This is a genomic window from Paenibacillus sp. 203 (assembly GCF_037027525.1).
In the GTDB taxonomy this organism is placed as follows: Bacteria; Bacillota; Bacilli; order Paenibacillales; family Paenibacillaceae; genus Paenibacillus; species Paenibacillus polymyxa_B.
In genome coordinates, this window is record NZ_JAXCHD010000009.1 from 171010 (window position 1) to 194452 (window position 23443).

The window sequence follows — 23443 nt, forward strand, 5'->3', positions numbered from 1 at the left end:
AGGTGACTGGATTTTCATGAAACGGTATATAGCATTGGCTCAAGGAAAAACATTTGGTTTGTATATGTTAATCGGCATCGTGATCTTGTTGCTGGCTGGATGTTCGGGAGGGGCACAGGCCGGGCAGAACCAGAGCGATGGTTCGAAATCAGCGGCAACATCTAATGCAACCGGAAAGTCGTCTGACGGTAAAGCTCAAGCTCCTCGTATTGTGGCGACTACGGTAGCCATTGCGGAAATCACGGATGCACTGGGCCTGGATTTGGCAGGCAAGCCGACAAGCACGAAAGTGCTGCCTGACCGTTACAAGGATGTGCCTGATGTGGGTAATCCGATGAGTCCTGATATGGAAAAAGTGATGTCATTGAAGCCGACGGACGTACTGTCGGTGACGACACTGAAATATGATCTGGAGCCTAAATTTAAAGATTTGAAAATCAATGCCGAATTTTTAAATTTTGAAAGTCTCGCGAATATGCAAAAAGAAATCCAAAAACTGGGAGACACGTTTGACAAAGCCGATAAGGCCAAAGAGATTAATGGAGCTTTGGATGCGAAAGTAGCCGAGATTCAACAAAAGATCAAAGGGAAGAAATCCCCTAAAGTATTGATTTTGCTGGGAGTACCGGGAAGCTATCTGGTGGCTACAGAGCATTCCTATATTGGGGATCTGGTTAAAATTGCAGGCGGAACCAATGTGGTTCAGGGCGAGAAAGTGGAGTTCATTGCCCACAATACCGAAGCCTTGCAGCAATCCAACCCCGATATCATTTTGCGCGCTGCACACGGGATGCCGGATGAAGTAGTGAAAATGTTCGATGAAGAGTTCAAAACTAACGATATCTGGAAGCATTTCAACGCTGTGAAAAATGGGCATGTCTATGATCTGCCTGAACCGTTGTTTGGCACAACAGGGAATTTAGCGGCAAACTCGGCGCTGGATGAGCTGATGAAAATGCTGTATCCTTCGAATTAAAGGAAGCTGATGACATGACCAAAAAAGGTTGGAGCCTTATTGTTGTAATTGTCTTACTCGTTGGCGTCATGCTGTATTCAGCGATGACAGGCAGTCTCAAGGTGGATTTGAGTCAGTTGGTGACCGGATTGTGGACAGGTACAGATGATCAGGTGAATGTGGTCAAGGACCTGAGACTACCGAGAATTTTCGTGTCCGTAATGGCAGGTGCAGCCCTTGCAGTAGCGGGTGTTTTGCTGCAAGCCGTCATGAAAAATCCGCTGGCGGATGCTGGGGTTATCGGCATTTCTTCGGGAGCGGCATTGATCTCGCTGATTGCGGTGACGGTCTTTCCGGCGCTTTATTTCTGGATGCCGTTCTTTTCATTTATTGGCGGTGCGTTAGCCTGCCTAATGGTTTATGGGTTTTCGTGGAAATCTGGCTTGCATCCGATTCGTCTTATTCTGATCGGGGTAGCTGTGAACGCCATTTTTTCCGGTCTAGGTCAGTCGTTTAACTATCGAGGTAGTTATGCGGTCACCAGCATTAACCAGGTTACCACATCAACCTTGTCTATGAAAAAATGGGTAGATGTCGAGGTTATTGTGACCTATGGCGGGATTGGGCTAATTTTAGCCATGCTCGTGTTCTCTTGGTGCAATTTCTTGTCCCTTCAAGATAAAACAGCTAAAAATCTAGGATTCAATGTAACGCGCGCACGACTTTTGATTTCTGTGATTGCAGTGCTGCTTGCAGCAACGGCTACAGCCATCGCAGGAGTAATTGCCTTTATCGGCCTGCTCGTTCCGCATTGTGCCCGCTACCTTGTTGGCTCGGATCATAAGTGGCTGATTCCATTTTCGGCATTATGCGGCGGCTTGCTGTTGCTGCTCGCGGATACACTGGGGCGGACAGTGCTTGCTCCCAATGAAATCCCGGCTTCTATTATTATGGCCGTCATTGGCGGGCCATTCCTGATATTCCTGATCAGAAAGGCGGATCGCACCTATGGACATTAAGGATATAACCTTCTCATATGATCGGAAAACGGATCGTCTGCACGCTATTAATGCTGTTATTGAGTCGGGACGGATTACGACCATAATTGGTCCCAACGGATGCGGCAAATCGACGCTGCTCAGCGTGATGTCCAACAATGCTGTTCCCCGCTTGGGCCAGGTGATTCTGGACGGCAAGGAGATAGCCCACTACAAGCCCAAGGAGCTGGCCCGTCAACTGGCGGTAGTCCATCAGCAGAACGAGGCACCTTCCGACTTGACTGTAGAAAAACTCGTCAGCTTCGGCAGGTTGCCGCATAAGAATATGTTCACAGCGAGACGTGATGAGGATGAGGAAGCGATCGAGTGGGCGATAGCCTGTACTAATCTGAACACGCGTAGAACTCGCACGTTAGATCAGCTCTCAGGAGGAGAACGGCAGCGTGTATGGATTGCAATGGCCTTGGCACAGCGGACGCCAATTTTATTTTTGGATGAGCCGACCACCTATTTGGATATGTACTACCAGCTTGAAATTTTAGAGCTCATTCGGCAGTTAAACCAGGAACATGGACTGACCATCGTGATGGTGCTGCATGATATCAATCAGGCTATTCGGTATAGCGATGTGATGATTGCCATGAAGGAAGGACGTATTATAGCGAACGGCCCACCTTCAGAGGTCGTTACATCTGAGCTGATCCAGGCTGTCTATGACGTGGAGGTCGTAATCAAACAGGATGATGAAGCGGGCATGTACCTCATTCCGATAGGTGTCGGGGTTTCCTGACGTTTACGACGCACAGAACAATCAATGCTGCGACTGAATAACGCGTCTGTCCTCACGGCGAATTTAAAACATGAAAATGGTTCTGATCCATGTGTTTGTCAGGTGACAATCGTGGAGACAGAAGCATTTTTTATTTTATTTATAAGATATTGGATGAGATTCAGGGGCAGTTATGCTTATACTACGGTTCGAATCCGATCTTTTGTGTGTTATACTATTGCCGTCGGTAATTTTGTGTTTAGCACTTTACTAATGATAAGGATGGTATGCTTATATGATCAGTACAAGCGGCGTAACGCTTCGTTATGGTAAACGCCCACTTTTTGAAGACGTAAATATCAAATTTACTCCTGGGAACTGCTACGGCCTGATTGGGGCGAATGGCGCGGGTAAATCCACCTTTTTGAAAATTCTTTCTGGTGAAATCGAAGCCAATTCTGGTGAGGTTCACATGACACCGGGCGAACGGATGGCAGTCCTCAAGCAGAACCATTATGAATACGATGAATTCCCGGTTCTGGAAACCGTTATTATGGGTCACACGCGTCTGTATGAAATCATGAAGGAAAAGGATGCGTTGTACGCTAAAACGGAGTTTTCCGAAGCAGATGGTTTGCGTGCCGGTGAACTGGAAGGCGAATTTGCAGAGCTGAACGGTTGGGATGCCGAGCCGGATGCAGCTGCATTGCTGATCGGTCTTGGTATTCCGCGTGACCTGCATGATAAAAATATGTCTGAGATGAGCGGGAACGACAAGGTACGCGTTCTCTTGGCTCAAGCGTTGTTTGGTCGTCCCAACAATTTGCTGCTTGATGAGCCTACCAACCATTTGGATCTCGAATCCATTCAATGGCTGGAAAATTTCTTGATGGACTATGAAGGCACCGTCATCGTTGTATCCCATGACCGTCACTTCCTGAACAAGGTATGTACGCATATTGCGGATATCGACTTTGGTAAAATCCAGATGTACGTCGGCAACTATGACTTCTGGTACGAGTCCAGCCAGCTTGCGCTTGCATTGACTCGTGATGCGAACAAGAAGAAGGAAGAAAAGATCAAGGAACTGCAAGCCTTTATTCAGCGCTTTTCCGCGAATGCTTCCAAATCCAAACAGGCAACTTCACGTAAAAAACAACTGGATAAAATTACGCTGGACGATATCCGTCCTTCAAACCGTAAATATCCGTTCATTAACTTCAAGCCTGAGCGTGAAGCGGGCAAACAACTGCTGACCGTAGACAGTCTCAGTAAAACCGTTGAAGGCGAGCAAGTGTTGAACGAGTTCAGTCTGGTAGTGAACAAGGGCGATAAAATCGCGTTTGTGGGTCCGAACGGTTTGCCTAAATCGACGCTCTTCCAGGTGTTGATGAACGAGATTGAAGCAGACAGCGGAGAATTTTCTTGGGGGATTACAACTAGCCAGGCTTATTTCCCGAAAGATAATTCCACCTATTTCGAAGGTGTGGACATGAATCTTGTGGAATGGCTCCGTCAATATTCCAAGGATCAGGACGAAACGTTCCTGCGCGGCTTCTTGGGACGTATGCTTTTCTCTGGTGAAGAAGCGCTTAAGAAAGCAAGTGTGCTGTCCGGGGGCGAAAAGGTTCGCTGTATGCTGGCGAAAATGATGCTGAACGGTGCCAATGTGTTGCTGCTGGAAGAACCGACCAACCACTTGGATCTGGAGTCCATCACAGCGCTGAACAATGGTCTGATTGATTTTGATGGTACTATATTGTTCACATCCCATGACCACCAGTTTATTCAAACGATCGCGAACCGCATCGTGGAAATTACACCAAACGGCGTAATCGACCGTACGATGAGCTATGATGAGTACTTGGAAAATGAAGAAATCACAAAGTTGCGTGAACGTATGTATCCGGTAGAAATTGGCTAAACTTCAAACCGGCTAACTTCAAATAACTAGATAAACGAAAGAGGAGCTCCTTGAGGCCATTAAGATGGCAGGGAGACTCCTCTTTTTCGTTTTTGTACCTGCCCATAGCTTACTTGGTTCTGGCAGTGAGGTACGCCAGACCTTTGATACCCTATTAAGGCTATGAGGTGGATTATGATCCGCCTGTACGACGGCGTTGGTTGTTCGGCTTCTTCGTATTTTGGCTTTTCAGTGTTTTGGTGGAACCGCCTTGAAAGCCGCCCTGCTGTGAAGCGCCGGACTGCTGTTTTTTTTGTGCCAGCTTTTCCCGAATGGCATCTGCGAGATTAACTTTACGTGGTTCATTGGCATCGCTCATGAATAAATTCCTCCTGTTGCCGCCAGGTTCATGTCAATCATGCTGGATTGAAGAAAAACGCGGCTGTGTCCTCATTTTATACGTTTTTAAAAGAAGGGACAAGGGCAACAATGATAACACACATCTCGGGTGGGGTGGAAGAGAAAACGTCTGTTTTTTGTGTGAAGGAAAAAATGTTTTGTGTAACCTACAGGAATGGGGTCTGGCAATACTTTTTCGTTGTTACTACAGCGATGCAGAGCGGAAAGACTGTTTCTCTAGACCCACACAAAGTTCGTCTGCTATCCTGAAAATAACAGTTAACCAAAGACAAATTGTTATTATTCAGGGCAGCGATGCTGCTATTTTTATTTTGGGCCCGGTGAGATCGTTCTGCTGGAAACTATATACTTGAAGGAGTGTCCTACGTTGTGGTAAATGTCTATGAAGAAATACGAAAAGGTGAGCGTGGGGCGTGGGTGAGCATTGCTGCTTATCTCTTGCTGTCCGCCTTTAAGCTGATTAGCGGATATATATTTGCTTCTAGCGCGTTGCGGGCGGATGGCTTCAATAATGTCACCGATATTGTCGTGTCGGTTGCTGTACTGGTGGGGCTGAGAATTTCCCAAAAACCACCGGACTCTGACCATGCCTATGGACATTTTCGGGCAGAAACGATCGCGGCGCTGTTGGCGTCCTTTATTATGGCTGTCGTCGGTTTGCAGGTGCTTATTGATGGGATCGGGAGCATTTTTAAGGGCGGAAAGCAAATACCGAATATCACCTCCGCGGGTGTAGCTGTGATTTGTGCGGTGATTATGCTGGGAGTGTACCTTTACAATAACAGACTGGCACGGCAAATTAACAATAAGGCTTTGCTGGCAGCGGCCAAGGATAACCTATCGGATGCACTTGTCAGTGTTGGGGCAGCAGTTGGCATTATCGGCGCACAGTTCGGGCTACCCTGGCTGGATACTGTAGCTGCGATCGCGGTAGGATTCATCATATGTAAAACAGCGTGGGATATTTTTAAGGATTCCACGCACAGCTTGACCGATGGATTTGATGAGCAAGAACTGTCTGACTTACGGAGTACGATTGCCTGTATACCTGGAGTAGAGGGGATTCGGGACGTTAAGGCACGTGTACACGGCAATCATGCGCTGGTGGATGTGGTCATTGAGGTGGATCCGCAACTCAGCCTGATTGAAGGGCATCGGATCAGCGACCGGATTGAGGAACGCCTGCAAGAGGTTCATAACACGATGCATGTCCATGTCCATGTAGAACCCAAATTATAGATTAATTATTAAATTGTTAGTATTAAAAGTGACTTTAGACCTATATGTAAAAGGCGTATACGCTTCCTTTTGTGACGTTTGGATTATATCTCTCTTCCTGCTGCTTTTACTATAATGAAGGCATGTCCGGCTATATTCGTCGGAATTGGATATGCTCTTCAAATTCGTAAAAACAGCCAGGAGGTGCAACATTGAGAAGACGCGTGATGGGAATGCTCATGACGTCAGCCGCGCTGTTGGCAGCAATTCATGTGGCGCCGGGTCAGGTTGACGCAGCGGCATCAACAGCATCCACAGGACAGAAGGCGGTTATTCAGGCGGCTGTAAAGCTTAGATCCGGTCCTTCGACTACAGGGGATGTAGTCAGCTTTATGAAGCAGGGAGAGGCCGTAACGGTATTGGAGAAAACGAACAGCTATTGGTATAAGATCAAGACTTCTGATGGAGTAACCGGATACACTAGCAGCTCCGACAAGTACATAAAAGTTGGCGCTACCAGCGTCGCTGCTGCTGTCACCCCGTCTACTACTCGTAAATCGGAAGCCACAGAGTCAGTTAAAAATGTTTCAGCTAAAGAGGCAGTGGCCTCAGTGAATAGTTCTGCCGGTCAAACGAAAGCCACGATTCAAACGTCCGTTCGTTTGCGGGCGGAGGCATCCACTTCTTCCGAGGTTTTGGGCTATTTGAATGCAGGGGATGTCGTAACGATTACCGACCCAAGTAATGCTTATTGGTTCAAGGTTACCAAAGCTGATGGTACGGTGGGCTACGTCAGCTCGTCTCCACAGTATATTCGTATTGGTGAGGGCGTTGTTGTGCAGCAGCCTGTGTCTGCCCCGGTGACAACCACTCCTGATACTACCGTAATACCTGCGACAGCCTCTCCTGTGTCAACTATGAACATGTTTTCCGGTGATGCAGCGGCTGCAATAGACCAGGTTATTAACACGGGGATGACTTATCTCGGAACTCCATATGAATATGGTTCAGATCGCAACAGTACGGCTACTTTTGATTGCTCGGCATTTACCCGTCAAATTTTCCGTCAGGCTGTAGGTATCCAGCTTCCGGCAGATTCTCGTTCACAGGGTGAGTGGATCAAGCAAAACAGTCAGCCGAATACGGACATGACTACGCTGAAGCGTGGCGATTTGCTCTTCTTTACAAATTATAATGCATCTTCCGGGGCGTACACGTCCTTGGATAACTCCTCCCAAACGATTACACACGTAGCTGTATATTTGGGAGACAACAAGCTTCTCCATACGTTTTCTGTAGCGGGTGGCGGTGTAAAAGTTACGGATTTCAGCAAGCCTTGGCAGGATCGTTTCCTGTTTGGGGGCAGCGTGATTCAATAAAGCGCCGCTAACTGTTAAAAAGCTGCATCAAAAAAGGATGTTCCACAGCCCTGTTAACCAGGGTGGGAACATCCTTTTTTTATAAACATTTAGAATATTGCTCTTGTGCAGCTAACATCCGATAACTATGAAACCCGTTTTCTTCCGGTAAAGAGTGAAATGACGAACAATACCAGAAATATCACAAATAATATTTTAGCGATTGTAGCAGCTATGGACACGACGATACCAAAAAAACCCAAGATCCCGGCGATCACAGCAAAAATTAAGAATAAAGCGGACCATTTTAGCATGTTCTGTATCCTCCTTTAGTTGTATATAATGTGGCATACTCACGCTCCGATAGAGCGTGGTTGCAGATGACAGTGACTTCTATAGATTATTCGTGGCTGTGCCATCGTTATATGGTGTTTTAAACGGTGCGAGAGTCCGTGAATCATAACGTTTGGAGCGGAGAAGAAGCCAGCTTGGACGTTGTTTCGTGTCTGAATCTAAAGGGTAACTATGCAGTAATCATAAACATCATCGTGAAAGACGAAAGAGAGGTTACGCTATGTTAACACAGGTCAGCATTTTTATTATTGCTATCGCATTTGCAGTTCTCGTTATTTTCCTCATCAAAACGTTAAAAGCAGCACAAGGCTCTCTGGATAAGGTGACTCAAACCTTGCAGGATGTACAAAAAACGATAGATGAACTGAGTTATGAAGTAAAACAAACGGTTCGACATGCGAATGACATCACCGCAGACGTTGATCATAAATTGAAGCAAGTGGAGCCAGTGATGGAATCGGTTAGAAACTTGGGAGAGGTACTCAGCGAAGTGACGCTGGCTGCCAAGCAGGCTTCAACAGCGTTAATGACACGGTTTCAGAAATCGCATAGCGCGGCGAGTAATACCTCCAGAACGGATCACGCGATCAAGGCAACGACACCGAATAGACCTTTGACCGCAACGGAGCGGACGGTTCAGAGCTACAATGCGACTTATGAGGAGCCTGCGGCCAAATCGGCTAAAAACTGGTTGGGTTATGTAGACATCGCTGCTGGGGTGTGGCAGAAAATGCGTCAGTAGCATGCATAGTGGCTGAATCGTAAACTACAGGAAATTCATTGAAAGGGTGAGATTTATGATGAAGACGTTATTACTAGCTGCTGGTTTGCTCACTCCCTTTTCCGGACAGGATACGGTTCAGCAAACCGTTTCCCCGCAAACAGCGGGGCATATGGTTAGGACTGTGCAGACGATACCCGCTCCACATGCTGTACCAGCAGATTTTCATACCTTAAATGGCATATCATTGGATGACACCCGTGCGGATGTGTTGAAGAAGCTAGGCAAGCCACAACGAGTCAAAAAGGATATGCTGCTGCTTTCTACAGAATACCAATATCCAGATGTTGTCGTAGGTATGCGTGAGGACGTCGTTTCTTATGTGCATGTAGATCCTGCTGCTGGTCGAATCAAGGTAAATGATAAGTGGCTGCCGCTGCAACGGAAAACGTTGGATCAGGCGCTGGGTGGCTCGCAATTCACAGCGGAAGACGGAGAGGTCTATGTACGCGGACAACGTGCAATCAAAGTGTTTATGGATGAGAATTCTGATAAACCTAAGTATGTTGAGTTTTTTGATGAAACGGAGTGGTAATCGATTTTTTTGAGGCGTGACATAACATGGAAGTTTCAAATGGATATGTGAAGTGTAATAGTCAGAGAAGTCAATCCTTAAAGGAGCGTGAGAAACATGAATCAGACCAATCATAAATCTTATGCCAAAGTGGTAGATAACGGTGTACAAGCCGTTGAAGCAGTAAATGAGTTGCGTAACACGGGCTATCGTTATGAGGATGTGTTCGTGCTCGCTCATGATCAGGATCGGACAGATCGTATTGCCGATACGGTGGATGCCAAGGAAATCGGGATTAAGGAAGAGGGCGTTTTCGATTCATTAGCCAACTTGTTCCGTTCCCGTGGCGATGAGCTTCGCGCTAAAATTACTTCTTTGGGATTTACAGATACCGAAGCTGACTTTTATGAAAAAGAACTGGATCAGGGTAAAGTGCTGGTCATTGCTAAAAAAGCGTGATATTGCTGTTCACCATAAAAGCAAAGTGACATTAGATTCGAAAAAGAGGAAGTTGACCGCAGCACAAGTGTTTCGCGGGTCCTCCAAAAACATAGATAAGGAATGGGGTTTTAGCCTCATTCCTTATCTATGTTTTTGGAATGCCTTCTTACGGAAACACTACTTCCAATCAACAAGGGTGTTGCCGTTTAAGTAGGTATAGTATAATACATGAGTTACAGATAAGGAGAGGCCAATGAGAATTCTAATTGTTGACGATAACCCGACGAATGTCATTATTATTCGTGAAATACTGAAAAAAGAAAATTATCGGGATGTGATCTCTGCTAGCTCGGCCGCAGAAATGTTGGAGCATCTGGGAATCGGCGATCGTACCATTAGTCTCAGGCCCCGTCCTTCCGATATTGATCTGGTGCTGTTGGATATGATGATGCCTGAAATGGACGGCATTGAAGCTTGCAGTATTGTGCAGGAATATGAGCATTTAAAAGATATCCCGATTATTATGGTAACGGCGGTAGGCGATTCCAAAAAATTGGCCGAAGCACTAGATGTGGGAGCCGTCGATTACGTCACGAAGCCGATCAACAAGGTAGAGCTCATGGCGCGAATCCGGTCTGCCTTGCGTCTCAAACAGGAGAAGGACTGGCATAAGGATCGGGATCAGCGAATTCAGGATGAGTTGAAGCTGGCCGCGATGGTGCAGCAGGCGGTGCTTAGTCCTGCCATCCATGACCCAGTGCTGCAAGTGAATGCGCTCTATCAGCCTTCCTTTGAACTGGCGGGGGATTTATATTCATGGTATCCGCTAGGGGAGGGGCGATATGCCATCATTTTGCTTGATATGATGGGGCATGGCATTTCTTCCTCGTTGTTCTGCATGTTCATTGCGTCTGTACTTAAGGATACGGTGACCACATATGTGGAGCCAGAGAAAGTCATACAAGAGCTGAATCGCCGTTTTAATCAACTGGATCTGGGCAAGCAGCTGGTACAGTATTATTTTACGGCGATTTATATGGTGATTGATACCCGTTCACGGCGAATTGACTATGTAAATGCGGGACATCCTCCCGGTTTGCTGTTTAACCAGGATGGCAGCATTACCAAATTTGACCGTGCATGTAGCCCGGTTGGTTTGTTTGATAAGATTGATGCAGAAATGCACACGATTCATTATGAAGGAACTGGACACATCGCTTTGTATACGGATGGTTTGCTGGAGGCGGTGGAAGGTGAATATGAGGAGCAGTTGGAGTATCTGACTGGGTGTCTGCGTAAGTATGAGGAATGGAATGAAGAAGCGATGCTGGATGCATTTTTTCGTAATGAGGTGCCACAGGATCGTGATGATGATAAGTGCCTGATCTGGATTTCATTGAAAGAGGGAGAGAGCTTGCATGAAAATCAGAAATAAACTGCTGATCGGCTTTGGATCGCTTATGGCAATCCTCCTTGTGCTGACGCTAATCAGCTATGACCGTATGGGGAGCCTGAATGAGCAGCTGAATCAGGTTTACCAGGACCGATATATGAAGGTCCGGAAAACAACGGCTATTCGCGGTCAGGTGAATGATATGGCCAAAGTTATGGCCAACCTGATCTTGAATCCTGGCTCCTCCGTCAGCGAGGCCAAACGTGAGCTTGATGATATTTCTGCTACTGGAACGAAAGTGCTGGCAAGTTTGCAAACAAATTCAGGCACTAGTGAAGAGCAGCAGCAGGTTGATCGGGTAGCCGTCGCCTGGAATGAATTTCTAAGTTACGAACAAAGGTTAGTTTCCTTACTGGGACAAGATCGCATTGATGAGGCTAACGCTTTCCGCAATAGTACTGGTTTGCCTGCACAAGAGGAGGCAATGGATAGCATTAATGCCCTTGCCGTTTTTCAGGATCGGGAGATTGATAACGACATGAAGCAAGCCAATCAGGCTTATGAGGAATCTGTGCAGATTACCACAATTTTGATGGCCGCCGGTCTGATCATGGGCTTACTGGTTATTTTGTGGGTGCTCCCAAGCATTGCCAAAGGTCTAAATATCGTTAATCTCATGATTAATGGTTTTGGCAAGGGAAAATACAGGGCCATTAGCCGAATGAGTGTTTCTTCCAAGGATGAAATCGGGGAGGTCGCTCGTGTATTTCAACAAATGGCCGGAGACTTGGAAGAAAAGCGGAGATTTGAGCATTCTGTCCTTCAAACGCAGAAGGATCAAACTTGGCTTAATGCCAATACTGCTCGGGTAACTGAGCTGTTCCGTGGTGTGAATTCACTGGAGCAGGTTGCTCAGATGTTCATTAGTGAGTTTACGCCCATCTTGGGAGGCAGCTATGGAGCCATCTATTTGCAAGGGAAAGATGTAGAAGACAACCTTTTTAAGTTATACGGTTCCTATGCAAAGGTGACTGGCGAAAATTCGATTAGGGACGTTATCCTTGTGGGCGAAGGCTTGCTCGGACAATGTGTTCTGGATCGTAAGCCGATCTTGATTACAGAGGCTCCTGACGGATATTTGTCCATAGGCTCTGCCTTAGGAGAAAGTAAGCCCGTGGGAATTATGATTTTTCCTATTTTGTTCGAGGATGAGTGTATCGGTGCTGTAGAAATAGCGTCACTGGATCGCTTCAGTGATCTGGAAACCAAGCTGTTTGCTCAATTAGTAGAGAGCTTGGGGATCATTCTGAACAATATCAAGGGACGGATGCGTGTAGAGCAATTGCTGCGCGAATCTCAGGCACTTACTGAGGAATTGCAATGCCAATCCGAAGAACTACAAACTCAGCAAGAGGAACTCAAGCGCTCCAACGAAAATTTGGAGGAGCAAACAGAAGAACTCAAGCGTTCAGAGGAATTGTTACAACGTCAACAAGAAGAATTGGAGCATTTTAATACTGAACTGATTGCCAAAACTAGAGCGCTAGAAGAACAGGTTCGAGAAGTAGAAGAAAAGAACGACGAGATCGAACATGCACGAGCTCAGTTGGAGCAACAGGCAATGCAGCTAGGAATTACAAGCAAATACAAATCCGAGTTTTTGGCCAATATGTCTCATGAGCTACGCACTCCGCTAAATAGCTTGCTTATTCTTTCTCAGCTCTTGTCTGAGAACAAGGAAGGCAATCTCAAGCCAAAGCAAGTGGAATATGCACAAACCATTTATATGTCAGGCGCCGATTTGTTGAAAATGATTGATGAAATTCTGGATTTATCCAAAGTGGACGCTGGAAAAATGGATATTAACCATGAAGCGGTCCACTTGAAGGAACTGGAACTGTTTGTGGAGCAGAATTTTGCTCCGGTTGCAGCCCAACGTGAGCTTCAACTGCATACCGAAATCGAAGAGAACCTGCCGGATGCCATTATCAGTGACGGTTATCGTCTCAAACAAATTTTACGTAATTTGCTGTCCAATGCGTTCAAGTTCACCACGGAAGGTTCTATTACTTTCAATGTATCCCGGGCAAACGGAGAACAGCTTCCCGGTCTGCTAAATCCACGAAGATCCTATCTGGCTCTATCCGTGCGTGATACGGGCATTGGGATTGCTTCCGATAAAACGGATCTGATCTTCGAAGCCTTCCAGCAGGTAGACGGTACAACCAGCCGGAAGTACGGAGGGACAGGACTAGGTCTGTCGATCAGCCGCGAGCTTTCCAGATTGTTGGGCGGCGTTATTACGGTGGAATCCGAGCAGGGACAGGGCAGTTGCTTCACACTGTATTTGCCGGAACAAACGCCAACGGCTGAGGATATGGATTCTCATTCGAGAGAGGAATTTAACGGTACGGTTGTGAATTCGGATTTTGAGAATGTCGCAGCCTCGGCAGAGACAGATCTTCCCATGATTATGCCTGCAAAACGGTTGCCATTATATCAGATGCCTTCGAAAAACAAAGCGGCGGACATTATACATCCGGGGGATGACCGAAACGAGATTACCTCGCAGGATAAAGTGCTGCTGATTATTGAGGATGATATTAATTTTGCTAATATTTTGTACGATATGGCCCGTAGCCGGGGCTTTAAGGCCCTGATCGCTCTCCAAGGAGACGATGGGCTCAACATGGCTCGGTCTTATTTGCCGGACGCTATTATATTAGATATTCAATTACCTGTGATGGATGGCTGGTCCATTTTGGGCGAGCTAAAAGGAAATTCATCGACACGTCATATTCCAGTGCATGTTATTTCGGTCATAGATGATGTGAAGCAGGGCTTGATGATGGGCGCGATTGCCTATCTCAAAAAGCCATCTTCGAAGGAAAGTCTGGATAAGGCATTTTCACATATCAAATCGTATACGGACCAGATGGTCAAACGTCTTCTTGTGGTTGAAGATGATGATAATCAGCGTAAATCCATTATTGAGCTGATCGATCATGATGATGTTGCCATTACGGCGGTATCGACAGGTCAGGAAGCACTAAATGAGCTGGCTACCCAGCGGTATGACTGCATGGTACTGGATCTGATGCTGAGCGATATGACTGGTTTTGAACTGCTGGATCGTATTCGAGAGAATGAGCAGCTAACTGATCTGCCGATCATTATTTATACAGGCAAAGATCTGGATAGCAAAGAAGAAACGCAACTTCGTAAATATGCAGAGTCTATTATTATTAAGGATGTTAAATCGCCGGAACGGCTTTTGGACGAAACAACGTTGTTCTTGCATCGTGTAGAGGCGAACCTTCCAGAGGACAAACGCAAAATTTTGCAGAAGCTATACAACAAGGAAGAGCTGTTTGAAGGTAAAAAAATATTATTGGTAGACGATGATATTCGTAATGTATTTGCTCTGTCCAGTGTGCTGGAAAGCTATCGTATGGAGGTTACCTTTGCGGAAAATGGAAGAGAAGCACTGGAACTGCTGGAACAGACACCTGATTTTGATCTGGTGCTGATGGATATGATGATGCCGGAAATGGATGGATATGAAGCGATGCGACGTATCCGGCTAATGCCACAATTCGAGAAGATGCCTATTATTGCCCTGACAGCCAAGGCCATGAAGGATGATCGTTCCAAGTGTATTGAGGCAGGCGCTTCCGATTATGTGAAAAAACCGATTCAAACCGAACAGCTTTTATCATTAATGCGGGTTTGGTTGTATTCGTAACCCAAAAAAATGGGTAATATAAATCGACACATGATTGGAGCGGCATAGGCAAAACCTATTTAGGAATTGGAGAGAGATTATGACATCTAAGGATATGGCGGATAATGCTGCTAATGAAGTGAAATCGAATGATACTGAGCGGGAAATGATTGAGATTGAGCTGTTGCTGGAAGGTATACATCGGCTGTACGGCTACGATTTTCGTAACTATGCTCTGCCTTCGATTAAGCGGCGTGTTTATTATCATGCGCAGTCCGAGAATGTAAGCACGATATCAGGACTACAGGAGAAGGTGCTGCATGATCGCAGCGCCTTCGATAGACTGGTACAAAGCCTTTCCATTCCGGTGACCGAGATGTTCCGTGACCCGGAGCTGTTTCTGAACTTCAGGCAGAAAATCATTCCTATTTTACGAACGTATCCGTACATTCGAATCTGGCATGCAGGTTGTTCCACTGGTGAGGAAGTATATTCTATGGCGATCTTGCTGCATGAAGAAGGCTTATATGATAAGGCTCGCATTTATGCGACGGATATGAATAACCTGTCTTTACAGCAGGCGAAGGAAGGCGTATACGGGATCGACCGAATGAAGCTGTATACCAAAAATTATTTGGAGTCCGGGGGCACACAATCGTTCTCTGAATATTATACAGCCAAGTATGATTCAGTGATGTTTCATCCTTTTTTACGGAAAAATATTATTTTTGCGGAGCACAACTTGGCGACAGACCGGTCTTTTAACGAGTTCAATGTGATTTTTTGCCGGAATGTCATGATCTACTTTAACGACGAACTTCGCAACCATGTACATGGGTTGTTTTATGATAGCTTGAGTCATTTTGGTGTGTTGGTGCTTGGGGCCAAGGAATCCATACATTTTACCGATTATAGTGATTCCTACGAGCCGCTGGACCGGATAGAAAAAATATACCGGAAGATTAAATAGAGATGCTTAGGAGGATTCCATGGGGCTTCATGAACCGATTCATATATTGCTGGTAGATGACAGACCTGAGAACCTGCTCGCTCTTGAGGCAGTGCTGGAGAGTGAACAATATAATCTGGTAAAAGCCACATCCGGGGAAGAAGCGCTGCGATGTCTATTAAAAGATGAATTCGCACTTGTAGTCCTTGATGTGCAGATGCCGGGTATGGATGGAATTGAGACTGCGAAGTTAATCAAGGCCAGAGAGAAAACAAAGGATATTCCGATTATCTTTATTTCAGCTAACAGCAAGGAAGCGGAGCATTTGTTTGCGGGATATTCAGCTGGTGGTATTGATTATATGGTGAAGCCGTTCATCCCTCAAATTCTCAAGTCTAAAATTGAAGGCTTCGTGCAAATGTATCTGACAAACAAACGCTTGAAGACACAGTCCATGCTGCTTCACCACAAGACGCAGGAGCTCGAGAAGATGAACAGCGAACTGATTGCCGCCAAGGAGGCAGCAGAGATTGCTGCCAATGCCAAAACAGAATTTCTGGCAATGATGAGCCATGAGATCCGCACACCAATGAACGGTGTTATTGGCATGATTGATCTGCTGATGGAGACAGAGCTGCAGACCGATCAGCAGGAATATGCTGATATCATCCGTCGTAGCGCAGACGCGCTGGTAGCGGTCATTAATGATATTCTGGACTTTACCAAGCTGGAGTCAGGCAAAATGGAGGTAGAGGAATATCCTTTTGATTTGGTTTCCTGTATCAAGGAAGTTTTCAGCCTGTTTACAGTAGAAGTCAACCGAAAGAACTTGGAGCTGGTTTATTTTCTCGATGAACAGATGCCACCGGTGTTATATGGAGATATGGGGCGATTGCGACAAGTGTTGATTAACCTAGTATCCAATGCCGTCAAATTTACAGACCGGGGCGGGGTATATGTCTTCGCATCTGTCAAAGAGCAAAGCGACAATGGACTTACCGTTGAGTTTTCTGTGAAGGATACAGGCATTGGCATTGATTCGGCTAAGGTCGGAAGGCTATTTCAGCCCTTTTCCCAACTGGATTCTTCAATGACGCGTAAATATGGTGGTACCGGGTTAGGACTTGCCATTTGTAAAACCTTGGTGAATATGATGGGCGGAGATATCCGTGTAGATACGAGCGGAGAACAAGGCGTGACGTTTCACTTTACAATGAAGCTTGGCTTTGCTGAGGAAAATGAACTGGAGGGGGAGTCCAGCCACGATTGGGAAATTCCACATCAGGAGTCTCCAAGTCGTAAACCTGTACTGGTGGTGGATGACCATCCGATCAACCAGAAGCTAATGGTTAATATACTGGATAAGCTCGGTTTAGCTTCAGATGTGGCAGCAGATGGGCAACAGGCGCTTGATATGGTCATGGCGAATCAGGACTATGACTATATCTTTATGGACTTGCAAATGCCTGTGATGGACGGTCTGGAGTGTACGGGTAGAGTGCGTGAACAATTGGCGGGAAGATCCCAACCTGCCATTATCGCCATGACGGCTAACGTCATGGAGGGTATTCAGCCTCGATGTATTGAAGCTGGGATGAACGATTATATTAGTAAGCCCGTTAAAATCAGCAGTGTAAAACAGGCGTTGCTACGGCATTCTCCGGACCATTTTCCAATGCAGCCGGGTAAAGATCAAATCAATGAAGCCTAGATGGTGGCATTTGGTAGTGTTTAAAAAGTTATACCGTGATTCAAACGCTCGTATAATGGGTTAGTATGTAGGGAAATCTTTTTTCGGGAGAGTAGGCCTATGAATACAAATAAAAATGAGAAATTTAATGCAATTACAGAAACAACCGATGGCGTAAATACCGTTTATCTGAGTGGAGAGTTGGATCTTTCGGTAGCACCTGATTTTCGTCTGGTGATGGAGCCTTTGGTGGGGGAGTCCAGCCAAGATTTGATTATTAACTTGAGAGACCTTAAATACATTGACAGCACGGGTATTGGTATCTTGTTATCCATTTTAAAAGCAAGGCATGGGATGGAATCTCGCTTTGCTGTCCAAGAGGTACCGCCTCAAATTCAAAAGCTGTTTGATATGACCGGTATTGCCAAATTCTTTGTCCCCCAGGAGAATTCCCAATAGGAAAGGAAAGAAAAAGAAATGAATGCTCAAATTCAAAAAGTAGTTCTTAATTTGCCGGCAACTGCTGACTTTGTTGATATTGTAAGATTAAATTTATACGGTATTGCCGCGAAAATGGGATTCTCTTATGAGGATATTGAAGACATGAAAGTGGCTGTATCGGAAGCCTGTAATAACTCTGTCCTTTATGCATATGGTCATGAGGGGGGAGTCGTGGAAGTGACATTTGAATTTGATGAAGCTTCGTTGTCCATTCGTGTCAAAGATGAAGGGGAGAGCTTTGAGCGTGTGGAGGACCCGTCCCGTATCGCATCCTTGCATGACAAGGAGTTGAATGATGCGCAGATAGGCGGATTAGGCTTTTATCTCATGCAGGCGCTTATGGACGATGTCCATATCTTGAATGAGACAGGAAAAGGCACCGAAGTGGTGCTGGTAAAGCGCCTAACCAGAAGTGAGGAAAGAGTATGAATGAAAAGGTAACTCCCCCGGAGTCGATGGATGAAGCCGTTGGTCTAATCTGGGAGTACCAGCAAACCAAAGATAACGAGATTGCTACCGTGCTGATCCGCAAGTATGAGCCAATGGTCAAGATGGCTGCCGGGAAGATCTCCCGTAACCGTCCGGACTTATACGAGGATTTATATCAGACCGGTCAGATGGCTTTGATACGTCTGCTTCAGCAATACGATATCAGCTTGGGTATCCCATTTGAACCGTACGCTATGAAAAGTATGTTGGGACATATGAAAAATTATTTGCGCGACAAATCCTGGTACATCCAGGTTCCTCGCCGTATTAAGGAAAAGGGTGCGCTTGTTCAACATGCTATTGATGAACTGACCGTTAAATTGGAACGTTCACCCAATGTGGATGAGATTGCGACCTATTTGGATCTTACCGTGGAAGAAACGATTGAGGTGCTTGCAGGCCGTGAGTGCTATCACTATGTTTCACTGGACTCGCCTTTATCCCAGGAAGAGAGTGCAGCTACGTTAGGCGAGCTCATTAGCTCGGATGCTAACGATTATGACACTGTGGAAAAACGAATGGATTTGCAGCAGGCTTTAAGCCAACTGAAGGAGCAGGAACAAAAGGTGCTTCTTCTGGCATTTCAGGACGGTCAATCTCAACGTGCGATTGCACAGACGTTGGGCGTATCGCAGATGAGCGTTTCCCGTATTCAGAAGCGGGCAACAGAAAAGCTGAAGCAGATTATGTCTAATTCCTCTATTTCATGAGAAGACCGCGGAATTCTTGGCTTAACATATTTGGCGTCACATCGTAAGGACACGTTATTCCGATATGGGAAGCGTGTCCTTTTTATAAAGCGAAAAAGGTTGGGAGGAAGGTTGGAATCCATGACAGCATTTGAACAGATTTCTTCCTTTCGTGGAGGATGGGAATGGTGGGACATCAGTGCTGGGAATTGGCAAGATTCGGTCATACAGCACTTGAAGGAGAAGCTCCCAGAAGCCGCGGAATGGCTGGACAAGGTAGAGGACAGTCCATCCAGCTTTATATCTGTGCGCTTTCCAGATGGCAATCAGCCCTTAATGTACGGGTCGCTAATCTACTCCGTTCAGGAGGAGATCGACAGTCAGCGTAATTGCAACAAGTTTTATTTTCTGGTTCTAAACCAAAAGTTAGTGACGTTAAATCTGGATCAAAATACCCGTGAAATCATGCACACCGCGGAACGCCAAAAAATGCTGGAACAGTGTGAGGATGCAGCTGACGGCATGTTTGTATTGGCGAGAGCCGTGCTTCATTATTTTCATACAGGTATGGATAAGTTCGAGATCAACCTGAGAAGACTGGAAGAGGAGATGGAGAAAAGGAATGCCCGTACGCTGATGGATTCTATATTGAATGCACGTTTCGAGCTGTTGTATTGGAGCAATATGTTCATTCCTTTTTCAGAGCTGGTGACGGCTTCTCGGGAGGCATATCTGGATCAACTGGAGGAGAATCGTTTTTTTAAGCAGTTACTTTACCGTGTTACTCGGATGGAAGGACTTTTCCTGCATTATGAAAAGGAAATCGACACATTGATCTCCATTGACGACGCCATTTCCGCATTTAGGGGGAATGAGATTACGAAGACGCTGACCATTGTCACCGCCGTATTTACACCAGCAACCGTAGTGGGCGCTATATGGGGCATGAACTTTGAAAATCTGCCTTGGATTAAAACAGGCTGGGGTTTTACCACCGTGATTATTGCCACATTGCTAAGTATGGCGGGAATGTACGGCTGGCTGATGATGAAGGGGTGGACAGGAGACTTATTGAAGGCTAACAAGCGCAACAAATTGTAGCGGCTGATTACAGCTGTTACAATTTACAAATAAAAAATGATCCATCGTAACTGGAGGCTCTTTGAGGAGTCTATTACCGGTTACGATGGATCGTTTTTAAATGAGATAGGGACAATTACTTAGTACCTTGGCTCATTTTGATATATCCTAATAATTCGGCGATGAAATCTCCGATGACCGGAAGATTTAATTGCACCAGGAAACTGAGCAACCAAGCGAGCAAGGCGAGTATGACCACTGTACCCAGCGTAAGACCGAGACCACGTGCAATGCCTGCGGTCAGATTGCTCATAATTCTTCTTTTAGTGCTGGAGTAGTTCTCCAGAATATCTTTGAATTCTGCTCTTTCGAGCGTATCTGCTATTTGATCTAAGCGTTTGTTAAGCCGCTTGACCTCATGGCGCAACTCAAAAGGATGCTCATTTACATCAAAGTCCCTCTCCTGATCATGTGTTTTAACATGATTATGAGTAGAAGAAGTCTGCTTGGATGAAACTTCATCTGGCTGATCTTGAGCCTGTAGGGGATGAAAGGTTCTTTTGTTGTTCGCGGTAAGATCATCTCCATAGGAATTTGGCTTGTTCATCGTCATCCCAGCCTTTCTATCATTTAAAAACAGCCAGCTTCTTGCATGCTGGCTGTTCAGTGTAGGGCTTATTTTTTTGCCATCAGAATGTGTAGCTATTAGGAATTTGCATTCAATTGTTTTTGCGTATCCTTGGCCGCTTGAGCCGTTGCATCCATAACTTCTTTATCCGCTTTGGCTGCTTCATTAGCGACATCTGCAGAAGCCTTGGTTACGCTGGATACGATATTGTCTTTGCTCTCGGATACCGTTTTGGCTACATCTGCTGTTTTGGTGGAAACGGTTTTGGCCAAATCGGTCGCTTTGCTGCTCACTACAGATGCCACGTCCTTTGTTTTATCAGAGACAACTGTAATTTTATCAGACAGATCACTACGCAAATCACGACCCGGCTTCGGCGCGAACAGCAGGGCTGCGGCAGCACCAATCAAACCTCCAATAAATAAACCTTTTGCAAAACCTGAAGTACTTGCCATATTTTGATTGTCAATGTTACTCATGTTATATCACTCCTCTTATAGAATTAAAGAATAAAAAAAATATATATAAAATTTTAGGTAGCCCTTCTTAATAGCCTGGACACCAGTCCGAGCAAGAACACGAACAATGCGGTTCCGAGTATGGCTGGAATGACTGCAAAATCTCCGATGACCGGGCCCCAGTCTCCCAATAGCATGACACCTAGCCAAGCTCCTACAAATCCAGCAATCATAGAGCCCGCAATGCCGCCAGGCATTTCATGACCAGCTAGTGCATCGCCAATCAATCCGATAATAATAGCCATTACAATACTTAGTACAATTCCCCACACAAGGATCGCCTCCCTTATCCTAAGTTCACAAAACCATAACGTTTTTAATGAAGGCTGAGCTTCGATATTGCTGAGCCTTGCTTACTTCGTATATAAACGTCGTGACCCGGAGTGAAACAAAAAGCCGACTCAGACATTTACCGGTGGGGAGTGGAAGGAAGCTTCATGCGCGCTCGCCAATAGATCACAGGAACGGTAAACACCAGCCAAATTATACCTGCAATATAGCCGCCCACAATATCTGTAGGAAAGTGAACGCCTAGATATACGCGGCTTAATCCAATCAAGAGAATCAGTAGTGCACCCAGAGCGCACGGAAGAAAGAGCGAACGCCCACGAATCTTTCGTTCTATGGCCCAAATGGCAAATACCATTCCGAAAAATCCCATGGAAATCATCGCATGACCGCTGGGAAAACTATAACCCCCGGCTTCAACCAAATGTTGAAGTGACGGGCGTTCCCGTTGCAAAATTTCCTTAATGAGCGTATTCAGCACCCACATCGCCGTAAAGCTGCTTAGGATCGCAAAGGAATAAGCTTTTGAACGAAGGCTGACCCAACACAAGGTAGCAGCACCGAGGGCGATGATCAACGACATGCGGAATGAACCGAAAGATGTAATGAATATAGCGATGGTTAGCAGTTGGTAACGAGCAGCTGCTGTGTCTGGAAAAACGGCATCCTGTATGCGTTCATCCCAATATAGAAAAGGAGCTGTGCCAATCCACTTCACAGAGTAGGCGATGAGAAGCAACACAGCGATCATGATAATAGATGCATACAGACTACGACGCAAATAGCTTGGTAGGAACCGAGATGGTTGGGGTTCATGAGATAGCATATGTAATAAATCTCCTCCTTATGGCTGTGATAGATTCAATTTTTCGTACTATTAACTTAACTAATAATGAACTTAAGAGCAAAACCCGACGGAGACGACAGGCTGATTGAGGCATATAAGCCCGGGGTAAAGGGATCGTATCACAGCGTTTGTAATGCCAGGGCCGGAAGTGGAATAGTCATCACGAAGCAAAGCTGCTTTACGGAACTGTAATCCATGGAGGTGTTAAGGATGATTAAAATAGTGACATCGGCAGAAAGACATACCTCAAATAAAGGATGGATTCATAGTGAGTTTAGCTTTTCGTTTGCCGATTATGAAGATCCGAGCAATGCCCATTTTGGCTGTATGCTAGCCCATAATGATAATGAGCTTGAACCGCAGCAAGGCTTCAAAAAACATCCGCATCACGATTTGGAAATCGTCACCTACGTGATTGAAGGTCAATTGCATCATAGCGACAGCCTAGGACATGAGCAGGATTTGAAAAGCGGCTCGATCCAGGTTCTGAGTGCAGGCACCGGAATTGAACATGAAGAGCGAAATACTGGGGATGAAAGACCGGTTCGTTTTTTGCAAATGTGGTTTTTACCCGAGAGTCCTGGCATTCAGCCTTCTTATCAAGTGCAAAGATTCAAGCACAGTGAACGTCTAAATCGGCTTCAGCCTGTTGTGTCTGGTTCAGAAGTGGAGGGAGCGTTATCCATCGCGCAGGATATAAATCTGTATCTGAGCAGATTGGAAAAAGGACAGCAGCTTGAATATCCGCAGCAAGAGGAGCGCCGCACCCACATCTATGTAGTTAGCGGTCATGTGGAAGTTACGTGCCAGGATGGGGATTTTCAGTTAGGGCCTGGCGATGCCGCGCGAATTCAAAAAAGCTGTACATTAAAGATACGAGCAACAGGCAATGAGGATATATCTGAATTGGTGTTTGCGGATTTGCCTTGAAGCATC

The 23443-nt window shown here is 45.8% G+C and carries 24 protein-coding genes; 18 read left to right on the forward strand and 6 right to left on the reverse strand.

Features of this window, described 5'->3' with window-relative positions; all coding sequences use genetic code 11:
* Positions 1-16 precede the first annotated feature (16 nt).
* The 4 genes from isdE to WA407_RS20520 all read left to right on the forward strand — a co-directional run bounded on the left by isdE (position 17) and on the right by WA407_RS20520 (position 4646).
* Positions 17-976: a heme ABC transporter substrate-binding protein IsdE gene (isdE, locus tag WA407_RS20505; protein WP_235309948.1), complete on the forward strand. Its 960-nt coding sequence runs from the start codon at positions 17-19 to the stop codon at positions 974-976.
* Between the two features lie 14 nt (positions 977-990).
* Positions 991-1974 (forward strand): FecCD family ABC transporter permease, encoded by a 984-nt coding sequence (locus WA407_RS20510; RefSeq protein ID WP_336078268.1) that lies wholly within the window; start codon positions 991-993, stop codon positions 1972-1974.
* Positions 1964-2743 (forward strand): ABC transporter ATP-binding protein, encoded by a 780-nt coding sequence (locus tag WA407_RS20515; RefSeq protein WP_235309949.1) that lies wholly within the window; start codon positions 1964-1966, stop codon positions 2741-2743. Before WA407_RS20510 ends, WA407_RS20515 begins: the two co-directional genes overlap by 11 nt.
* Positions 2744-3017: 274 nt before the next feature.
* A complete protein-coding gene (locus WA407_RS20520; RefSeq protein WP_235309950.1) occupies positions 3018-4646 on the forward strand; it encodes an ABC-F family ATP-binding cassette domain-containing protein in 1629 nt (542 codons plus the stop codon).
* A gap of 172 nt (positions 4647-4818) precedes the next feature.
* On the opposite strand, the gene WA407_RS20525 is transcribed toward WA407_RS20520, so the two are convergent.
* Positions 4819-5004, reverse strand: coding sequence for a hypothetical protein (locus WA407_RS20525; protein ID WP_029517162.1), 186 nt, complete (start codon positions 5002-5004; stop codon positions 4819-4821).
* Between the two features lie 410 nt (positions 5005-5414).
* Between WA407_RS20525 and WA407_RS20530 the strand changes: the two genes are divergently transcribed.
* Positions 5415-6284: a cation diffusion facilitator family transporter gene (locus WA407_RS20530; RefSeq protein WP_235309951.1), complete on the forward strand. Its 870-nt coding sequence runs from the start codon at positions 5415-5417 to the stop codon at positions 6282-6284.
* 191 nt (positions 6285-6475) lie between these two features.
* Complete coding sequence (locus WA407_RS20535) at positions 6476-7642, forward strand: C40 family peptidase (RefSeq protein ID WP_336078269.1); 1167 nt, start codon at positions 6476-6478, stop codon at positions 7640-7642.
* 125 nt (positions 7643-7767) lie between these two features.
* On the opposite strand, the gene WA407_RS20540 is transcribed toward WA407_RS20535, so the two are convergent.
* Complete coding sequence (locus WA407_RS20540; RefSeq protein WP_028541846.1) at positions 7768-7935, reverse strand: DUF1328 domain-containing protein; 168 nt, start codon at positions 7933-7935, stop codon at positions 7768-7770.
* Positions 7936-8195: 260 nt separating this feature from the next.
* Here WA407_RS20540 and WA407_RS20545 point away from each other — a divergent pair, with 260 nt between their 5' ends.
* From WA407_RS20545 to WA407_RS20595, 11 genes are all read left to right on the forward strand, one after another.
* Positions 8196-8717 carry a DUF948 domain-containing protein gene (locus WA407_RS20545; RefSeq protein ID WP_254329542.1) on the forward strand — a complete coding sequence of 174 codons (522 nt, stop codon included), beginning with the start codon at positions 8196-8198 and terminating at the stop codon, positions 8715-8717.
* Positions 8718-8772: 55 nt separating this feature from the next.
* Positions 8773-9291 (forward strand): hypothetical protein, encoded by a 519-nt coding sequence (locus WA407_RS20550; protein ID WP_254329543.1) that lies wholly within the window; start codon positions 8773-8775, stop codon positions 9289-9291.
* Positions 9292-9387: 96 nt separating this feature from the next.
* Complete coding sequence (locus tag WA407_RS20555; RefSeq protein WP_023990277.1) at positions 9388-9729, forward strand: general stress protein; 342 nt, start codon at positions 9388-9390, stop codon at positions 9727-9729.
* Between the two features lie 235 nt (positions 9730-9964).
* Positions 9965-11146 (forward strand): PP2C family protein-serine/threonine phosphatase, encoded by a 1182-nt coding sequence (locus WA407_RS20560; RefSeq protein WP_235309955.1) that lies wholly within the window; start codon positions 9965-9967, stop codon positions 11144-11146.
* Complete coding sequence (locus tag WA407_RS20565) at positions 11130-14849, forward strand: response regulator (RefSeq protein ID WP_336078270.1); 3720 nt, start codon at positions 11130-11132, stop codon at positions 14847-14849. Before WA407_RS20560 ends, WA407_RS20565 begins: the two co-directional genes overlap by 17 nt.
* 79 nt (positions 14850-14928) lie before the next feature.
* On the forward strand, positions 14929-15798 hold the full coding sequence (locus WA407_RS20570; protein ID WP_235309957.1) for a CheR family methyltransferase: 870 nt from the start codon (positions 14929-14931) through the stop codon (positions 15796-15798).
* A gap of 19 nt (positions 15799-15817) precedes the next feature.
* Positions 15818-17488, forward strand: coding sequence for a response regulator (locus tag WA407_RS20575; protein WP_235309958.1), 1671 nt, complete (start codon positions 15818-15820; stop codon positions 17486-17488).
* A gap of 99 nt (positions 17489-17587) precedes the next feature.
* The gene (locus tag WA407_RS20580; RefSeq protein ID WP_023990272.1) at positions 17588-17926 is read left to right on the forward strand and encodes an STAS domain-containing protein; all 339 of its coding nucleotides are present in this window, start codon (positions 17588-17590) and stop codon (positions 17924-17926) included.
* 18 nt (positions 17927-17944) lie between these two features.
* Positions 17945-18397 (forward strand): anti-sigma B factor RsbW, encoded by a 453-nt coding sequence (gene rsbW / locus WA407_RS20585; RefSeq protein ID WP_061831463.1) that lies wholly within the window; start codon positions 17945-17947, stop codon positions 18395-18397.
* Positions 18394-19167 (forward strand): sigma-70 family RNA polymerase sigma factor, encoded by a 774-nt coding sequence (locus WA407_RS20590; protein ID WP_013311929.1) that lies wholly within the window; start codon positions 18394-18396, stop codon positions 19165-19167. Before rsbW ends, WA407_RS20590 begins: the two co-directional genes overlap by 4 nt.
* Positions 19168-19287: 120 nt before the next feature.
* Positions 19288-20247, forward strand: coding sequence for a magnesium transporter CorA family protein (locus WA407_RS20595; RefSeq protein WP_254329548.1), 960 nt, complete (start codon positions 19288-19290; stop codon positions 20245-20247).
* A gap of 115 nt (positions 20248-20362) precedes the next feature.
* Here the strand turns inward: WA407_RS20595 and WA407_RS20600 are convergent, their stop codons facing one another.
* The 4 genes from WA407_RS20600 to WA407_RS20615 form a co-directional block, all read right to left on the reverse strand.
* Positions 20363-20839 carry a DUF5665 domain-containing protein gene (locus WA407_RS20600; protein WP_165179367.1) on the reverse strand — a complete coding sequence of 159 codons (477 nt, stop codon included), beginning with the start codon at positions 20837-20839 and terminating at the stop codon, positions 20363-20365.
* A 92-nt stretch (positions 20840-20931) separates the two neighbouring features.
* Positions 20932-21333 carry a YtxH domain-containing protein gene (locus WA407_RS20605; protein ID WP_023990268.1) on the reverse strand — a complete coding sequence of 134 codons (402 nt, stop codon included), beginning with the start codon at positions 21331-21333 and terminating at the stop codon, positions 20932-20934.
* Between the two features lie 53 nt (positions 21334-21386).
* Positions 21387-21644 (reverse strand): GlsB/YeaQ/YmgE family stress response membrane protein, encoded by a 258-nt coding sequence (locus WA407_RS20610; protein ID WP_013311925.1) that lies wholly within the window; start codon positions 21642-21644, stop codon positions 21387-21389.
* Between the two features lie 137 nt (positions 21645-21781).
* Positions 21782-22486, reverse strand: a complete 705-nt coding sequence (locus WA407_RS20615; protein ID WP_336078271.1) for a phosphatase PAP2 family protein — start codon at positions 22484-22486, stop codon at positions 21782-21784.
* 231 nt (positions 22487-22717) lie between these two features.
* Here WA407_RS20615 and WA407_RS20620 point away from each other — a divergent pair, with 231 nt between their 5' ends.
* Positions 22718-23437 (forward strand): pirin family protein, encoded by a 720-nt coding sequence (locus WA407_RS20620; protein ID WP_336078272.1) that lies wholly within the window; start codon positions 22718-22720, stop codon positions 23435-23437.
* Positions 23438-23443: the final 6 nt, after the last annotated feature.

Coding starts and splice junctions, on each gene's coding strand:
- isdE (WP_235309948.1), top strand. CDS start 17: ATGAAACGGTATATAGCATTGGCTCAAGGAAAAACATTTGGTTTGTAT.
- WA407_RS20510 (WP_336078268.1), top strand. CDS start 991: ATGACCAAAAAAGGTTGGAGCCTTATTGTTGTAATTGTCTTACTCGTT.
- WA407_RS20515 (WP_235309949.1), top strand. CDS start 1,964: ATGGACATTAAGGATATAACCTTCTCATATGATCGGAAAACGGATCGT.
- WA407_RS20520 (WP_235309950.1), top strand. CDS start 3,018: ATGATCAGTACAAGCGGCGTAACGCTTCGTTATGGTAAACGCCCACTT.
- WA407_RS20525 (WP_029517162.1), bottom strand. CDS start 5,004: ATGAGCGATGCCAATGAACCACGTAAAGTTAATCTCGCAGATGCCATT.
- WA407_RS20540 (WP_028541846.1), bottom strand. CDS start 7,935: ATGCTAAAATGGTCCGCTTTATTCTTAATTTTTGCTGTGATCGCCGGG.
- WA407_RS20545 (WP_254329542.1), top strand. CDS start 8,196: ATGTTAACACAGGTCAGCATTTTTATTATTGCTATCGCATTTGCAGTT.
- WA407_RS20550 (WP_254329543.1), top strand. CDS start 8,773: ATGATGAAGACGTTATTACTAGCTGCTGGTTTGCTCACTCCCTTTTCC.
- WA407_RS20555 (WP_023990277.1), top strand. CDS start 9,388: ATGAATCAGACCAATCATAAATCTTATGCCAAAGTGGTAGATAACGGT.
- WA407_RS20560 (WP_235309955.1), top strand. CDS start 9,965: ATGAGAATTCTAATTGTTGACGATAACCCGACGAATGTCATTATTATT.
- WA407_RS20565 (WP_336078270.1), top strand. CDS start 11,130: ATGAAAATCAGAAATAAACTGCTGATCGGCTTTGGATCGCTTATGGCA.
- WA407_RS20570 (WP_235309957.1), top strand. CDS start 14,929: ATGACATCTAAGGATATGGCGGATAATGCTGCTAATGAAGTGAAATCG.
- WA407_RS20575 (WP_235309958.1), top strand. CDS start 15,818: ATGGGGCTTCATGAACCGATTCATATATTGCTGGTAGATGACAGACCT.
- WA407_RS20580 (WP_023990272.1), top strand. CDS start 17,588: ATGAATACAAATAAAAATGAGAAATTTAATGCAATTACAGAAACAACC.
- rsbW (WP_061831463.1), top strand. CDS start 17,945: ATGAATGCTCAAATTCAAAAAGTAGTTCTTAATTTGCCGGCAACTGCT.
- WA407_RS20590 (WP_013311929.1), top strand. CDS start 18,394: ATGAATGAAAAGGTAACTCCCCCGGAGTCGATGGATGAAGCCGTTGGT.
- WA407_RS20595 (WP_254329548.1), top strand. CDS start 19,288: ATGACAGCATTTGAACAGATTTCTTCCTTTCGTGGAGGATGGGAATGG.
- WA407_RS20600 (WP_165179367.1), bottom strand. CDS start 20,839: ATGACGATGAACAAGCCAAATTCCTATGGAGATGATCTTACCGCGAAC.
- WA407_RS20605 (WP_023990268.1), bottom strand. CDS start 21,333: ATGAGTAACATTGACAATCAAAATATGGCAAGTACTTCAGGTTTTGCA.
- WA407_RS20615 (WP_336078271.1), bottom strand. CDS start 22,486: ATGCTATCTCATGAACCCCAACCATCTCGGTTCCTACCAAGCTATTTG.
- WA407_RS20620 (WP_336078272.1), top strand. CDS start 22,718: ATGATTAAAATAGTGACATCGGCAGAAAGACATACCTCAAATAAAGGA.